Annotated in this window: 9 protein-coding genes; 6 read left to right on the top strand and 3 right to left on the bottom strand. The window is 73.6% G+C overall.

Features of this window, described 5'->3' with window-relative positions; translation table 11 throughout:
• Nucleotides 1-258: 258 nt before the first annotated feature.
• The 5 genes from ACSNOG_RS00625 (at nt 259) to pepN (ending at nt 8895) form a co-directional block, all read left to right on the top strand.
• Nucleotides 259-3564: a S8 family serine peptidase gene (locus tag ACSNOG_RS00625; RefSeq protein WP_436750492.1), complete on the top strand. Its 3306-nt coding sequence runs from the start codon at nt 259-261 to the stop codon at nt 3562-3564.
• A 194-nt stretch (nt 3565-3758) separates the two neighbouring features.
• Nucleotides 3759-4676: a trypsin-like serine peptidase gene (locus tag ACSNOG_RS00620; protein WP_436750491.1), complete on the top strand. Its 918-nt coding sequence runs from the start codon at nt 3759-3761 to the stop codon at nt 4674-4676.
• Between the two features lie 46 nt (nt 4677-4722).
• Nucleotides 4723-5013, top strand: coding sequence for a carboxypeptidase-like regulatory domain-containing protein (locus ACSNOG_RS00615; protein ID WP_436750490.1), 291 nt, complete (start codon nt 4723-4725; stop codon nt 5011-5013).
• A 156-nt stretch (nt 5014-5169) separates the two neighbouring features.
• Nucleotides 5170-6198, top strand: coding sequence for an aspartate-semialdehyde dehydrogenase (locus ACSNOG_RS00610; protein WP_436750489.1), 1029 nt, complete (start codon nt 5170-5172; stop codon nt 6196-6198).
• 126 nt (nt 6199-6324) lie between these two features.
• A complete protein-coding gene (gene pepN / locus ACSNOG_RS00605; RefSeq protein WP_436750488.1) occupies nt 6325-8895 on the top strand; it encodes an aminopeptidase N in 2571 nt (856 codons plus the stop codon).
• Between the two features lie 198 nt (nt 8896-9093).
• Here pepN and ACSNOG_RS00600 read toward each other — a convergent pair whose 3' ends face one another.
• The 3 genes from ACSNOG_RS00600 to malQ all read right to left on the bottom strand — a co-directional run bounded on the left by ACSNOG_RS00600 (nt 9094) and on the right by malQ (nt 12737).
• Nucleotides 9094-10068 (bottom strand): acyl-ACP desaturase, encoded by a 975-nt coding sequence (locus ACSNOG_RS00600; RefSeq protein ID WP_436750487.1) that lies wholly within the window; start codon nt 10066-10068, stop codon nt 9094-9096.
• A gap of 199 nt (nt 10069-10267) precedes the next feature.
• Nucleotides 10268-10474: a hypothetical protein gene (locus ACSNOG_RS00595; RefSeq protein ID WP_436750554.1), complete on the bottom strand. Its 207-nt coding sequence runs from the start codon at nt 10472-10474 to the stop codon at nt 10268-10270.
• Nucleotides 10475-10583: 109 nt separating this feature from the next.
• Complete coding sequence (malQ, locus tag ACSNOG_RS00590) at nt 10584-12737, bottom strand: 4-alpha-glucanotransferase (protein ID WP_436750553.1); 2154 nt, start codon at nt 12735-12737, stop codon at nt 10584-10586.
• A gap of 222 nt (nt 12738-12959) precedes the next feature.
• Between malQ and ACSNOG_RS00585 the strand changes: the two genes are divergently transcribed.
• A complete protein-coding gene (locus ACSNOG_RS00585) occupies nt 12960-15917 on the top strand; it encodes a beta-N-acetylglucosaminidase domain-containing protein (RefSeq protein ID WP_436750486.1) in 2958 nt (985 codons plus the stop codon).
• Nucleotides 15918-15976 lie beyond the last annotated feature (59 nt).

Genomic DNA, 15976 nt, shown 5'->3' with positions numbered 1-15976 from the left:
CACTGGGCAGGTTCTGGGGCCGGAGCTGTAGTCCGTTTGCCCTACAGCCTCTGAGCTGCGGGAACGCCTCTGACCGCTTCACGGCCTCCGTCACACTTCCTCCCGACTGGAGCCTGGCGGGTTTACGCCATCCTTACGTTCCCTCTCCGACAACTCTCCCCAAACCCCCGTCACTTCCATAAAAGTGATCGGTCATCCGGCTCCGATTTCCGGACGCCCGCTGTTCAGCGGCACTTTCACGTCAAGCCAGGGATGGACATGACCCCCGAATCCCGTAACACGCGCCCCGGCGGCGCAAGACGCGCGGCCCGAATAGCCGTCGCGGCCTCCCTCGTGGCCGCCCTCACGGCCGCCGGCGCCGCGTCCGCCTTCGCCGACGAGCCCCTGCCCGCCCCGGGCCCGGTCAAGTCGCCCGCGGACAAGCTCGGTTCGCACGACGCCGCCCTGCTCGCCGGGGCCAAGGCCGGCGGCGACAAGACGGTCACGATGATGATCGCCACCGCGCCCGGGCAGACCGGCCAGGTCGCCGGCAAGCTCGGTGCCATCAAGGGCGCGTCGGTGGGGCGCACGGACGACAAGCTCGGCTACGTCCGCGCCACCGTCCCCACACCCAAGGCCGACGCCGCCATCTCCGAGGCCCAGAAGCTCGCCTCGGTGCACGGCATCGACCTCAAGCAGGAGATCAAGCTCCCGGACCCGACGCCGCGCGCCGACGCCGCCGAGGGCGCCCGCGGCGCCAAGGCCGGCAGCTTCCCCGCGCCGGGCAAGGACACCCCGGCGAAGAACCCCTACCAGCCGGCCTTCGAGACCGGCGCCGTGGACTTCACCGAGGACCACCCGAAGGCCGACGGCCGGGGCGTGACCATCGGCATCCTCGACTCGGGCATCGACCTGGGCCACCCGGCGCTGCAGAAGACCACCACCGGCGAGCGCAAGATCGTCGACTGGGTCACCGCGACCGACCCGCTCACCGACCAGGACGGCACCTGGCTGCCGATGACGGCCGACGTCTCCGGCCCGTCCTTCTCCTTCAACGGCCGCAGCTACTCGGTGCCCGGCAACGGCCCCTACCAGGTGGCCCTCTTCCGGGAGAACGCGACCGCCGGCGGCGACATGAAGGGCGACCTCAACCGGGACGGCGACACCACCGACTCCTGGGCCGTCCTCTACGACAAGGCCAAGGGCACCGTCCGCGTCGACCTCGGCGACGACGCCGACTTCGGCAACGACGAGGAGATGAAGCCCTACAAGGACGGCTTCCAGGTCGGGTACTTCGGCAAGGACAACCCCGACACCGCGATCGCCGAGCGCATCCCCTTCGTCGTGCAGGTCCGCAAGGACGTGCCGATGGACCCGAAGGGCGGCGACTGGGTCGGCAAGAAGGCCGACTTCGTCAGCATCGGCGTCATCGAGTCCGAGCACGGCACGCACGTCGCGGGCATCACCGCGGCCCACGGCCTCTTCGGCGGGAAGATGAACGGCGCCGCCCCGGGCGCCAAGCTCGTCTCCTCGCGCGCCTGCACCTGGAGCGGCGGCTGCACCAACGTCGCCCTGACCGAGGGCATGATCGACCTCGTGGTCAACCGCGGCGTCGACATCGTCAACATGTCGATCGGCGGCCTCCCGGCGCTCAACGACGGCAACAACGCCCGCTCCGAGCTCTACACGCGCCTCATCGACACCTACGGCGTGCAGCTGGTGATCTCCGCGGGCAACAGCGGCCCCGGCGCCAACACCATCGGCGACCCCGGCCTGGCCGACAAGGTCATCAGCGTCGGCGCGTCCGTCTCCAAGGAGACCTGGGCGGCCAACTACGGCTCGGAGGTGAAGACCAAGTACGCGATGATGCCCTTCTCCTCCCGCGGCCCGCGCGAGGACGGCGGCTTCACCCCGACGATCACCGCCCCGGGCGCGTCGGTCAACACCACGCCGACCTGGGAGCCGGGCGCCCCCGTCAAGGAGTCCGGCTACGACCTGCCGCCCGGCTACGGCATGCTGCAGGGCACCTCGATGGCCTCCCCGCAGGCCGCCGGCGCCTCCGCGCTGCTGATCTCGGCCGCCAAGCAGAGCAGGATGAAGCTCACCCCGGCCGACCTGCGCACGGCGCTCACCAGCACCGCCAAGCAGATCAAGGGCGCGCAGGCCTACGAGCAGGGCTCCGGCCTGATCAACATCGAGGACGCCTGGGAGGCGCTGCGCCACCGCGCCACGGCCCACGACTACACCGTGAAGGCTCCCGTCTCCACCGCGCTGTCCGCCGCGCTCAAGACCCCGGGCTTCGGCACCGGCCTCTACGACCGCGAGGGCGGCCTGAAGGCCGGCGAGAGTCGTACCTACGACGTGACGGTCACCCGCACCTCCGGGCCCGACAAGGCCGTGTGGCACGAGCTGAAGTGGCGCAACAACGACGGCACCTTCAAGCTCGCCGGTGACGACGAGGTCAAGCTGCCGCTGAACAAGCCCGTGACCGTCAAGGTCAAGGCGAAGGCGAAGACGGCCGGCCTGCACAGCGCGATCCTGACCGTGGACGACGACCGCACCGAGGGCATCGACAAGCAGGTCCTCACGACCGTCGTCGCCGCGGAGCCGGTCGCCGCGCCGTCCTACGTGGTCAAGAAGACCGCCACGGCCGTGCGCAACGCCTCCACCTCGTACTTCGTCAGCGTGCCGAAGGGCGCCAAGACGCTGGAGGTCGCGCTCGGCGGCCTGGCCAAGGACAGCCAGACGCGGTTCATCGCGATCAACCCGTACGGCGTGCCGGTCGACCCGACCTCGACCGTCAACTGCTACCCGAACTACCCGAACCCGGACAACAAGTGCCGTCCGGACCTGCGCAGCTACGCCAACCCGCTGCCGGGCGTCTGGGAGATCGAGGTCGAATCGCGGCGCACCTCGCCGCTGCTGGAGAACCCCTACGCGCTGACGGCCACCGCGCTCGGCGTCACCTTCGACCCGGCGACGCAGACCGTCCCCGAGGCGAAGGTCGGCACCCCGGCCGCCGTCTCCTGGAAGGCCGTCAACGGCTTCGCCGCGCTGGAGGGCAAGCTCAAGGGCGGCCAGCTGGGCTCCTCGAAGATCGCCCGGCCGGAGATCAAGGAGGGGGAGAAGCAGGTCACCAAGGTCACGCTCGGGGCCGGCGTCACCCGCTTCGACGCGGCGATCGGCGCCACCGCCGACGCCAAGGCGGACCTGGACCTGACCGTCTACAAGGACGGCAAGGCCGTGGGCTCCTCCACCAGCGGCGGCTCCGACGAGCTCGTGAGCCTGACCAAGCCGGCGGCGGGCGAGTACACCGTCGAGGTCACGGGCTACTCGGTGCCCGCGGGCTCGACCGCCTACGACTACCGCGACGTGTTCTTCGCCCCCTCGCTGGGTGAGATCAAGGTCGCCGACGGCGCGGCCGTCAAGCTCGGCGCCGGGCAGTCCGCGCAGGTCACGGCCGAGGTCGTGGTGGCGGGCGCGGCTCCGGAGGGCCGCTCGTTCTTCGGGGACGTGCAGCTGGTCAACGCGGCCGGGACGGTCGCGGGGAACGGCAGCGTGAAGATCGAGAAGGTCGTCGGCTGACCGCTGACGCACGAGAGGACCAGGGGCGGGCGCGCGGTATGGGCGCCCGCCCCTTTCGCGCTTCGAGCGCTTGCTCGTGCGCCCCTGCACGCCCCTACCGTGGCCCGGATTCCCGGAGGAGATTCGGCGCAGGGTGCACTTATGCCCTATTCGATGCGGTCTGCGGACCTTGCCGTCGAAGGGACGGTTCCGCCATGCCACAGGACCCCCACACCCCCGTCTCCAGCGACCCCGCGGCGGACCTGCTCCCCGCCGACGGGCAGCCCGTCCTCCAGCAGCCCGGCACGGGCACGGGCGGCGAGCCCGCCCCGGGCAGCTCCACGGGCACCGAGCCCGTCGAGGGCTACCGGCTGCCGGAGGCGCCCGAGGCCGACGACGGCTTCGGCGGCCCCCTCCGCGACATCGGCGAGGCCTCCTTCGGGCCCCCGGCCGGCCCGGAGACCGTCCACGGGCCCGACGACCGGGTGCAGATCACCAACACCTGCGTCTACCCCTGGCGCGTGCACTGCTTCCTGGAGATCACGGCCGCCGACGGCAGCGCCTGGCTGGGCACCGGCTGGTTCATCGGCCCGCACACCATCGCCACCGCCGGGCACGTCGTCTTCATCAAGAACAGCGGCGTGCCCGGACGGGACGGCTGGGTCCGCAGCATCAAGGTGTGGCCCGGGCGCAACGGCAGCACGGTCTGCTACGGGCCGATCGTCAGCACCAGCTTCCGGTCGGTGACCGGCTGGACGGGCAGCGGCGACGAGAACTTCGACTACGGCGCGATCATCCTGCCCTCGGACCTGGGCGCGCAGACCGGCTGGTTCGGCTTCGGCGTCTGGTCCGACGCCGATCTGCTCCAGGTCACCGGCAACATCGCCGGCTATCCGGCCGACAAGCCGTACGCCACGCTCTGGTACGACGCGCGCCGCATCGACTCGGTGGGCCCGCGCAAGGTGTACTACGACATCGACACCTTCGGCGGGCAGAGCGGCAGCTCCGTCTACCGCATCATCGGCAACGACCGGTACGGGTTCGCCGTCCACGCGTACGGCGGGGCCCGGGTGAACTCCGGGACCCGGATCACCAGGCCGGTGTACGACAACTTCGCGGCCTGGAAGGCGTGACCCGCCGGAAAGGCATGACCCATAGGGAAGGCGTGACCCGATCCGCATGAGCACCCCCTCCGCGCCCGCCGGCGTCATCCGCGGCACGGTCCGCGACGCCGCGGGCGCGCCCGTCGCCGGCGCCCGCGTGGCCTTCGCCGACGGGCCGGTCCCGCTGCCCGACGTCGCCGCCGTCACCGACGGCGAAGGCCGCTTCGCGCTCGCCGCCCCGGCCGCCGGGACGTACACCCTGGTGTGCCGGGCGGACGGCGGGACGGCGACCGCCCGGGTGCGGGTCGCCGCGGGCCCCGCGACCGCCCGCCCGGAGGATGTCCGGGCCGACCTGCGCCTGGGCTGAAGATTTCCCGTACCGCCCGGCTCCCCGTCGCACACCCGGCAAAGGATTGGACTTTTGGTACGGGTGTGACCACATGATGGAACCGGCGTGCCAGGAGGGACGTCCCTGGCAGCAGGTTGCATTGATGTATGTGATGTACATGAGTAGGGAGCCCTCATGAGGATCGGAATCGTCGGAGCCACCGGGCAGGTCGGCGGAGTCATGCGCAAGATCCTCGCCGACCGGGCCTTCCCGGTCGGCGAACTGCGCCTGTTCGCCTCGGCGCGCTCCGCCGGGTCCACCCTCCCCTGGCAGGGCACGGAGATCACGATCGAGGACGCCTCGACGGCCGACTACAGCGGCCTGGACATCGTGCTGTTCTCCGCCGGCGGCGCGACCTCCCGCGCGCTGGCCGAGAAGGTCGCCGCCCAGGGCGCCGTCGTGATCGACAACTCCTCGGCCTGGCGCATGGACCCCGAGGTCCCCCTCGTCGTCTCCGAGGTGAACCCGCACGCGGTCAAGGACCGCCCCAAGGGCATCATCGCCAACCCGAACTGCACCACCATGGCCGCCATGCCCGTGCTGCGCCCGCTGCACGAGGAGGCGGGGCTGACCGCCCTGATCGCCACCACCTACCAGGCCGTCTCCGGCTCCGGCCTCGCCGGTGTGGCCGAGCTCGACGGCCAGGTCCGCTCGGTCGGCGAGCGGGCCGCGGAGCTCACCCACGACGGCGAGGCCGTCGAGTTCCCCGAGCCCGGCGTCTACAAGCGCCCCATCGCCTACAACGTGCTGCCGCTGGCCGGCTCGATCGTGGACGACGGCCGCTTCGAGACGGACGAGGAGCAGAAGCTGCGCAACGAGTCCCGCAAGATCCTGGAGATCCCGGACCTCAAGGTCTCCGGCACCTGCGTCCGCGTCCCCGTCTTCTCCGGCCACTCGCTGCAGGTCAACGCCCGCTTCGAGCGCCCGGTCAGCGTCGAGCGCGCGTACGAGCTGCTGAAGGACGCCCCGGGCGTGGAGCTCTCGGAGATCCCCACCCCGCTGCAGGCCGCCGGCAAGGACGCTTCCTACGTGGGCCGCATCCGCCGTGACGAGACCGTCGAGCACGGCCTCGCGCTGTTCCTCTCCAACGACAACCTGCGCAAGGGCGCGGCGCTCAACGCCGTGCAGATCGCGGAGCTGGTCGCCGCGGAGCTGCGCGGCTGACGCCGTCGCACGGGGCCGCACGGGCCGGGCACCCTCCGGGTGCCCGGCCCTTGTGATGTTCGGTGTTCCTGGGACACCCCACGTGGAAGGATGGCCGGAAAGTCGCGAAGTTAAGGAGATGCCCAGGTGCCTGGAACGAATCTGACCCGCGAAGAGGCGCAGCTGAGGGCTCGCCTGCTGACCGTCGACGCGTACGAGATCGACCTCGATCTCTCCGGCGCGCAGGAGGGGGGCACCTACCGCTCCGAGACCGTGGTGCGGTTCGACGCGGCCGAGGCGGGCGAGACGTTCATCGATCTGGTGGCGCCCGCGGTGCACGAGGTCGTGCTGAACGGGACGGCGCTCGATCCGGCCGAGGTGTTCGCGGACAGCCGGATCGCGCTGCCCGGCCTGGTGGCCGGCCGCAACGAACTGAAGGTCGTCGCCGACTGCGCTTACACCAACACGGGCGAGGGCCTGCACCGCTTCGTCGACCCGGTCGACGAGCAGGCCTACCTGTACACCCAGTTCGAGGTGCCGGACGCGCGCCGCGTCTTCGCCTCCTTCGAGCAGCCCGACCTGAAGGCCGTCTTCACCTTCACCGTGAAGGCGCCCGAGGGCTGGACGGTCATCTCCAACTCGCCGACCCCCGAGCGGCCCGCCGACAACATCTGGCGCTTCGAGCCGACCCAGCGGATCTCCACGTACATCACGGCCCTGATCGCCGGCCCGTACCACGGCGTGCACAGCGCGTACGAGAAGGACGGCCGCAGCATTCCGCTGGCCATCTACTGCCGCCCCTCGCTGGCCGAGTTCCTGGACGCCGACCACATCTTCGACGTGACGAAGCAGGGCTTCGACTGGTTCGAGGAGAAGTTCGACTACCCCTACCCGTTCCCCAAGTACGACCAGCTGTTCGTGCCGGAGTTCAACGCGGGCGCGATGGAGAACGCGGGCGCGGTCACCATCCGCGACCAGTACGTCTTCCGCTCGAAGGTCACGGACGCCGCGTACGAGGGGCGCGCCGAGACCATCCTCCACGAGCTGGCCCACATGTGGTTCGGCGACCTGGTCACCATGGAGTGGTGGAACGACCTGTGGCTGAACGAGTCGTTCGCCACCTTCACCTCGATCGCCTGCCAGGCCTCCGCCCCGGGCTCGCGGTGGCCCCACGCGTGGACCACGTTCGCCAACTCCATGAAGACCTGGGCGTACCGGCAGGACCAGCTGCCGTCCACCCACCCGATCATGGCCGAGATCCGCGACCTGGACGACGTGCTCGTCAACTTCGACGGCATCACCTACGCCAAGGGCGCGTCCGTGCTGAAGCAGCTCGTCGCCTACGTGGGCGAGGACGCGTTCTTCCGCGGCGTCCAGGCGTACTTCAAGGCGCACGCCTTCGGGAACACCCGCCTGACCGACCTGCTCGGCGCGCTGGAGGAGACCTCCGGGCGCGACCTGACCACCTGGTCGAAGCTGTGGCTGGAGACCGCCGGCATCAACATCCTGCGCCCGGAGATCGAGACGGACGCCTCCGGCGTCATCACGTCCTTCGCCGTCCGCCAGGAGGCCCCGGCTCTGCCCGCCGGCGCCAAGGGCGAGCCGACGCTGCGGCCGCACCGCATCGCCGTCGGCCTCTACGAGCTGGAGGACGGCAAGCTCGTCCGCAAGGAGCGGATCGAGCTCGACGTCGACGGCGAGCTCACCCCCGTCGACGCGCTCGCCGGCAAGCCCCGCCCGGCCGTCGTCCTCCTCAACGACGACGACCTGTCCTACGCCAAGGTCCGCCTCGACGAGCAGTCGCTCGCGACCGTCACCGCGCACCTCGGCGACTTCACCGAGTCCCTGCCGCGCGCCCTGTGCTGGGCCTCCGCGTGGGACATGACGCGCGACGGCGAGCTCGCCGCCCGCGACTACCTCGCGCTCGTCCTGTCCGGCATCGCCAAGGAGTCGGACATCGGCGTCGTGCAGTCCCTGCAGCGGCAGGTGAAGCTGGCCCTCGACCTGTACGCCGCGCCCGAGTGGCGTGCCACCGGTCTCGCCCGGTGGACCGAGGCGGCCCTGGAGCACCTGAAGTCCGCCGAGGCGGGCAGCGACCACCAGCTCGCCTGGGCCCGTGCGTTCGCCGCCACCGCCCGCACGGACGAGCAGCTCGCCCTGCTGCAGGGGCTCCTCGACGGCACCGAGGAGATCGCCGGCCTCGCCGTCGACACCGAGCTGCGCTGGGCCCTGCTCGGCCGCCTCGCGGCCACCGGGCACGCGGACGAGGCCGCGATCGCGGCGGAGCTGGAGCGGGACCGGACGTCCGCCGGCGAGCGGTACGCCGCGGCGGCGCGGGCCTCCCGGCCCACGGCCGAGGCGAAGGAAGCCGCGTGGAAGGCGGTCGTCGAGTCGGCCGCCCTGCCCAACGCCGTGCAGGAGGCCGTCATCGGCGGCTTCGTCCAGGCGGACCAGCGGGAGCTGCTCGCGCCGTACGCCGAGAAGTACTTCGCCGCGGTCAAGCCCGTGTGGGAGAGCCGCAGCCACGAGATCGCCCAGCAGATCGCGATCGGGCTCTACCCCGCGCTCCTGGTCTCCCAGGAGACCCTGGACGCGACGGACGCGTGGCTCTCCTCCGCCGAGCCGAACGCCGCGCTGCGGCGCCTGGTGCTGGAGTCCCGCTCGGGCGTGGAGCGCGCCCTGCGCGCCCAGGCGGCCGACGCGGCCGCGGCGAGCTAGCGCGCGCTGCGCGAAGCGCACGAGGGTGCCCCCGGCTCGCCCGAGCCGGGGGCACCCTCGGTTGTTCGCGGTGCCCCCCGGCGCCCCTGGTGCCGTACGGGCTCAGGTGAGCCCGGCACCGCCGATTGCCACCGCTGTGGCTGATCGCCGTCGCGGCGGAATCAAAGGTGCGGGCACCCTTGAACCCGTTGCCTGGCCTCAGGCCTGCTCGGCCCGGGCGGCGCGGCGGGCCAGCAATGCCGCGCGCCGCTCGTCGAACTTCGTGGCCTGGTCGTCCAGGCCGTTCATGAACAGGCCCAGTTCCTCCTGGGCGCGGAGGCCGTCCGGGCCCAGGCCCGTGATCTCCAGGACCTTCAGGAAGCGCAGGACCGGCTGCAGGACGTCGTCGTGGTGGATGCGCAGGTTGTAGATGCCGCCGATCGCCATCTGGGCCGCGGCCCGCTCGAAGCCGGGGATGCCGTGGCCGGGCATGCGGAAGTTGACGACGACGTCGCGGACGGCGGACATCGTCTGGTCCGGGGCGAGTTCGAACGCCTTGCCGAGCAGGTTGCGGTAGAAGACCATGTGCAGGTTCTCGTCCGTGGCGATGCGGGCGAGCATCCGGTCGCAGACGGGGTCACCGGAGTGGTGGCCGGTGTTGCGGTGGGAGATGCGGGTGGCGAGCTCCTGGAAGGCGACGTAGGCCACCGAGTGCAGCATGCTGTGCCGGTTGTCGGACTCGAAGCCCTCGCTCATGTGCGACATCCGGAACCGCTCCAGGGCGACGGGGTCGACGGCCCGCGAGGTCAGCAGGTAGTCGCGCATGACGATGCCGTGCCGGCCCTCCTCCGCCGTCCAGCGGTGCACCCACGTGCCCCAGGCGCCGTCGCGGCCGAAGAGCTGGGCGATCTCGTGGTGGTAGCTGGGGAGGTTGTCCTCGGTGAGGAGGTTGACCACCAGCGCGGTGCGCCCGATGTCGGTGACCTTGGACTGCTCGGGGGCCCAGGCCTCGCCGCCCATGATGCCGTCGAAGTTACGCCCGTCGCTCCAGGGCACGTACTCGTGCGGCATCCACTCCTTGGCGACCTTCAGGTGCCGGTTGAGCTCGGTCTCGACGACCTCTTCGAGGGCGTACAGCAGGCGGCTGTCGCTCCATACGGCCCGGGCGTGGTGGCGGAGGGGGGCGATGGTCACGGACGGCTCCTGAGGGGATGATCGCACTTACGGTTCCGTAGGTTACGACACCGTAGGTTAAACGACCCGTAAAGCGAAATCCCCCGCTCCGGAATGAGGGGCGGAACACACGCGGAAGACAGGCGGAGCACACGCGAAAAAGCCCGGTGCCCCCGGTCCAGAAGGACCGGGGGCACCGGGCTGAAGAAGATCGTGCAGGCTATCGCGTGCGCGGGTGGTGGGTGTCGACGGTGTGCGGGTTGTCCGAGTGCCTGGCGGCGACCATCGTGAGGCCGGCGATCACCAGGAAGAGGACGATCGGCGCGGCGACGTAGAGGCCGAGCGTGCTGGCCACGCTCAGGCCCGGACCCGGGTCGTCACCGTCGTCGCGGGTGAGCGCGAACGCGGGGGACGACATCAGCAGCATCAGCAGCGTGCCGGCCGAGATGGCACCGGCTCGCACGGCGTTCTTGTTCTTAGTGCTCACGGCCTCAAGATATCGGGAGCGTAAGAGACCCGCGCGCCCGGGGGTGGGGCTACGGCTCCGCCGCGGCCCTCACCTCCGCCATCAGGGCCCCGAGCCGGGGCGAGGCCGCGAGCTCTTCCAGGGTCAGCGGCCGCCCGTCGGGGCCGGCGACGGGCAGCCGCCAGTTCGGGTACTGGTCCCAGGTGCCGGGGAGGTTCTGCGGGCGGCGGTCCCCGACGGCGTCCGGCAGCCAGACGCCGACGAGGCGGGCGGGGGTGCGCAGCAGGTAGCGGTGGACGGCCAGGACGGCGCTCTCCTCGTCGCAGGGCCCTTCGGGCAGCAGGCCGAGCCGCCGGAAGAGCTCCAGCCACTCCCCCACCTCCCGCGCGTCCTCCCGCCGCTCCTCGTCGAGCGGGCGGGTGAGCAGGCCCAGCCGGTGCCGCAGGGCGACGTGGTCGCCACTCAGGCGGGCGGCGGTGCTGGGCAGGTCGTGGGTGGTGGCGGTGGCCAGGCAGCCGGTGCGCCACTGCTCCGGCCGCAGCGGCGGTGCGGGAGCGGCCTCCCCGCCTGCCGCGGGGGCCCGTGCGTAGTCCCGCTCGAACCACAGCACCGACGTGCCGAGCACGCCGCGCTCGGCCAGCGCCTCGCGGACTCCTGGCTCGACCGTGCCGAGGTCCTCGCCCACGACCGCGGCTCCGGCCCGGTGGGCTTCCAGGGCGAGGACGCCGAGCATCGCCTCGGGGTCGTAGCGGACGTACGCGCCCTCGGTGGGCTCCGCGCCCTGCGGCACCCACCACAGCCGGAACAGGCCCATGACGTGGTCGATGCGCAGGCCGCCCGCGTGCCGCAGGAGGCCGCGCAGCAGCTCGCGGTAGGGGCGGTAGCCGCAGGCCTCCAGGGCGTCGGGGCGCCAGGGCGGCAGGCCCCAGTCCTGGCCGCGGGGGCTGAAGGCGTCGGGGGGCGCGCCGACGGACATGCCGGCGGCGAAGGCGTCCTGCTGCGCCCAGGTGTCCGCGCCGGAGGGGTGCACGCCGACGGCGAGGTCGTGGACGAGGCCGAGGCGCATCCCGGCGGCCTTGGCGGTGCGCTGGGCGGCGGCGAGCTGCTCGTCGGTGAGCCAGGCGAGGCGGCTGTGGAAGTCGATGCGGCCGGCCAGGGCGGTACGGGCGCGGGCGGTGTCCGCCGAGCGGGGGTCGCGCAGGCCGCCGGGCCAGGCGCGCCAGTGCGGCCCGTGCACTTCGGCGAGCGCGCACCAGGTGCTGTGGTCCTCCAGGGCACGGCCCTGCCCGGCGCGGAAGGCCTCGTACGCGGCGAGGCGGGCGGGGGCGAGCGGCACGGTGCGGACGAGCTCCAGGGCGCGCCGCTTGAGCTCCCAGACGGCGTCGCGGTCGATGAGCTCGCCCTTGTGGAGGACGGCGTCGCGCAGGGCGGCGGCCCGGCCGAGGAGCCGCTCGGCGCGCTCGCGGCGCTCGCCGGTGAGCAGCGCGAACTCGGGCACGTCCTCGACGCGCAGGTGGACGGGGTCGGGGAAGCGGCGGGAGGAGGGCCGGTAGGGCGAGGGGTCGGTGGGGGCGCCGCCCGCGCCGGGGACGGCGGCGTGCAGGGGGTTGACCTGGAGGAAGTCCGTGCCGAAAGCGCGGCCGGACCAGTCGGCGAGGGCGGCCAGGTCGCCGAGGTCGCCCATGCCCCAGGAGCGGGCCGAGAGCAGGGAGTAGAGCTGGACGAGGAAGCCGTGGCCGCGGCGGGGCGGGGCGGGCAGCCGGTCCGGGGCGACGATCAGGGGCGCGGCGGCGGTCCGGCCGTCGGGTGCGTGGGCGCGCAGCAGGTGCGTCCCGAGCGGGAGCGCGCCGAGGGCGTACGCCCCGGGCTCGCCCACCGCCGCCGCGTCCGCGCCGGCCGCGCTCGCCCCGGGGGCGCCCCGCGCGAGGTCCAGGACGACGACCGCTCCGTCCTCCGTCTCCACGCACGCCTCCGTGCCCGGTGGCAGGGCGGGCAGCGCGCCGCGCCCGGCGCGCAGGACCACCGTGCCGGGCAGCAGCCTGCGGCGGGCGGCGTCCTCGTGGGCGGCCAGGGCGTCGCGCACGGAGCCGGGCGTGGAGGCGTCGACGCCGAGGGCGGCGAGGATCGCGACGACCGTCTCCTCGGGCACGCCGACGCTGCGGCCGGGGGCGGGGCTGTACGACGTCGCGATGCCGTGCAGTGCGGCGAGCCGCGCCCTGGCCATCTGCACCTCGGCCATCACCACCTCCGCAGGTGTCCGTGCCGAAGGCCGTACCCGCCGCCGGGCCGCGGGACACCACTCGAATTCCCGTTCACCCGCGGACGTTCGGCTTTCGCAGTCGACGCGCCGGGCAATACAGGCACTTCGGTCACGTGCGTTGACACGCCCTGCGGCTGGTGATGGGCTCGCCCCCGTCGGAAGCACCTAGGGGCGAGGGAGACGGCCGTGCACTTCCGGGGCAGCGACTCCTCACCCGGCGGCCACGGGCCCGCGCGCCCCCGGCGCGCCGGGGTCACCGTCCTCGCGGCGGCCCTGCTGGGCGGACTGCTGGCGGGCGCGCCCGGCACCGTCGCGGCGCCCCGGCCCGGCGACGCCGCCGCTGCCGCGCCCGATCCGCAGGGCGAGGGCGCCCTGCCGCCGGTGTGGCCGCGGCCGCAGGCCTCGCGCGCCCTCGGGTCGTACGCCCAAGTGGGCGAAGAGGTCACCCTGATGGCCGAGCCGGGCACCGATCCGTACGCGATCGAGGCGCTACGCGGGATCCTGCGCGGCGCGGGCGCGCGGACGGTCGTGGACGCGGCCCCGGGCGGCACGCCGCCCCCGCGCGGCCTGATCGTCTACGCGGGCGGGCGGGGCGCGGAGGAGGCGCTGCGGGCGCTGGGCGCACCGGAGGCCGGGGACCTGCCCTCCGGCGGGTACCGGCTGGCGACCGGCGAGGTGGCGGGCCGGCCGACGGCCGCGCTCGCGGGCACGGGTCCCGACGGGCTCTTCCACGCGGCGCAGACGCTGCGGCAGCTGGCGGTGGAGCGCGGCGGCGCGAGGGGATTCGCCGGCGCAGTGGTCCGCGACTGGCCGGGCACGGCGGTGCGGGGCCTGTCCGAGGGCTTCTACGGGGAGCCGTGGTCGCGCGAGCAGCGGCTGGCGCAGCTGGACTTCATGGGCCGCACCAAGCAGAACCGGTACCTGTACGCGCCGGGCGACGACCCGTACCGGCAGGCCCGCTGGCGCGCCGCCTACCCCGCGGCCCAGCGCGAGGATTTCCGGGCGCTGGCCGAGCGGGCCCGCCGCAACCACGTGACGCTGGCCTGGGCGGTGACGCCGGGGCAGTCGATGTGCTTCTCCTCGGCCGGGGACCTGCGCGACCTCAAGCGCAAGGTGGACGGCATGTGGGCGCTGGGCTTCCGCGCCTTCCAGCTGCAGTTCCAGGACGTGAGCTACAGCGAGTGGCACTGCGGGGCGGACGCGGACGAGTTCGGCTCGGGGCCGAAGGCGGCGGCGAAGGCGCAGGCGAAGGTCGCGGGGGCGCTGGCGGCGCATCTGGCGGCCAAGGGCCCGGAGGCGGCCCCGCTGTCGCTGCTGCCGACCGAGTACTACCAGGACGGGCGGACGGCGTTCCGGCGGGCGCTCGCGGAGCGGCTCGACCCGAGCGTGGAGGTGGCCTGGACGGGCGTCGGGGTGGTGCCGAAGACCATCACCGGCGGTGAACTGTCCGACGCGCGCGCCGCCTTCGGCCACCCGCTGGTGACGATGGACAACTACCCGGTCAACGACTTCGCGCAGGACCGTATCTTCCTCGGGCCGTACACCGGGCGGGAGCCGGCCGTCGCGACGGGCTCCGCCGCACTGCTGGCCAACGCCTCTTCGCAGCCCGCCGTCTCGCGCATCCCGCTCTTCACCGCGGCGGACTACGCGTGGAACCCGCGCGGCTACCGCCCCGAGCAGTCGTGGCGGGCCGCCGTCGACGACCTGGCCGGGCCGGACCCGCGCACCCGGGAGGCGCTGCGGGCGCTGGCGGGCAACGACGCCTCCTCGGTGCTCGGCGGCACCGAGTCGGCGTACCTGCGCCCGCTGCTGGACGCGTTCTGGACCGCCATGTCGGGCACGGACGCCAAGGCGCGGGACGAGGCGGCGGGCCGGCTGCGGTCCGCCTTCGCCACCATGCGGGAAGCCCAGCAGCGCCTGTCGGGGACCTACGGCGGCGAGGTGGGCCCGTGGCTGGAGCAGCTCGCGCGGCACGGCGAGGCGGGCACGCGCGCGCTGGACATGCTGCTCGCCCAGGCGCGCGGCGACGGCGCGGAGGCCTGGCGGGCCCAGCTGGACGTGCAGCGGCTGCGCGGGCGGATCAAGGACAGCCCGGTGACGGTCGGCAAGGGCGTGCTCACCCCCTTCCTCGACCAGGCCCTGGCGCGCGCGAACGGCTGGACGGGCGTGGACCGCCCGGTGCGCACCGCGGGGCGGGCCACCGACGGCGACCCGGCCACCACCCTGACGCCCGCCGCGGGCGAGCCGCTGACCGTACGGCTGGAGGGGCCGCGGCCGCTGACGGCCGTCACCGTGCTCACGGCGCCCGCGCCGGGCGCGCGCGGCGCGGTCTGGGCGCGCGACGTCGCCAAGGGGTGGCAGCCGCTGGGCGCGGTGTCGGACGGCGGGTGGACGCAGCTGCCCGGCAAGGGGGTGCGGGCGGACGCGCTGCGGGTGGTGTGGGAAGGGGGCGGCACGCCGCCGCCCGTCCACGAGATCGCCCCCTGGTTCGCGGACACGCCGTCGGCCGACGTGGAGCTCACGCGCACGGAGGCGGAGGCCGAGCTGGGCGGGCGCCCGGCGGCCGTGGACGTCCGCATGATCAACCGGCGGCCGGAGGAGGTCCGCGAGAAGCTCACCGTGAAGGCGCCCGAGGGTGTCTCGGTCAAGGCCCCCGCCGAGGTGGCCGTGGCGCGCGGCGGGGTGGCCACGGCCCGGATCGAGCTCACGGTCCCGGCGGGCGGCCCGGCCCGCACCTTCACCGTTCCGGTCCGCCTCGGCGAACAGGAGCGGACCCTGACCGTACGGGCCTATCCGCCGGCCGGCGGCCCGGACCTGGCGCGCGGCGCGGCCCTGAGCTCCGAGGGCGGGGGCGCCCGGCAGCTGGAGCTGGCCCGGCCCGTGCGGCTGGGGCGCCTGGTGCTCCACTGGCGGGACGGTCAGGACGGCGAGCAGGACGGGCGGGGAGCGGACCGCTACCGCGTGCAGGTGTCGGCGGACGGCCGCACCTGGCGGGAGGCGGCCGTGGCCTCCGGCAGGGGCGAGGGGGGAGACGCGGAACCGGTGCGCATGGACGCGCCGGACACGCGCTTCGTAAGGGTGCAGGGCGAGCGGGACGGGAACGCCCTGCGGGGCGTGGAGGCCTACGCGGTCGACCGTGCCTGAGCGCGGTGCGCACACCGTCCCCGGGGGGGGGGGGGGGGGGGGGGGGGGGGGGGCGGGGG

Source organism: Streptomyces sp. URMC 124 (genome assembly GCF_051386455.1).
Classification (GTDB): Bacteria; Actinomycetota; Actinomycetes; order Streptomycetales; family Streptomycetaceae; genus Streptomyces.
This window is presented reverse-complemented; position numbering and strand designations above follow the sequence as displayed.

Bases quoted from the DNA above. Each gene is read 5' to 3' on its own strand.
- ACSNOG_RS00610 (WP_436750489.1), top strand. From the start codon at position 5,170: ATGAGGATCGGAATCGTCGGAGCCACCGGGCAGGTCGGCGGAGTCATG.
- ACSNOG_RS00620 (WP_436750491.1), top strand. From the start codon at position 3,759: ATGCCACAGGACCCCCACACCCCCGTCTCCAGCGACCCCGCGGCGGAC.
- ACSNOG_RS00615 (WP_436750490.1), top strand. From the start codon at position 4,723: ATGAGCACCCCCTCCGCGCCCGCCGGCGTCATCCGCGGCACGGTCCGC.
- malQ (WP_436750553.1), bottom strand. From the start codon at position 12,737: ATGGCCAGGGCGCGGCTCGCCGCACTGCACGGCATCGCGACGTCGTAC.
- ACSNOG_RS00625 (WP_436750492.1), top strand. From the start codon at position 259: ATGACCCCCGAATCCCGTAACACGCGCCCCGGCGGCGCAAGACGCGCG.
- ACSNOG_RS00595 (WP_436750554.1), bottom strand. From the start codon at position 10,474: ATGCTGCTGATGTCGTCCCCCGCGTTCGCGCTCACCCGCGACGACGGT.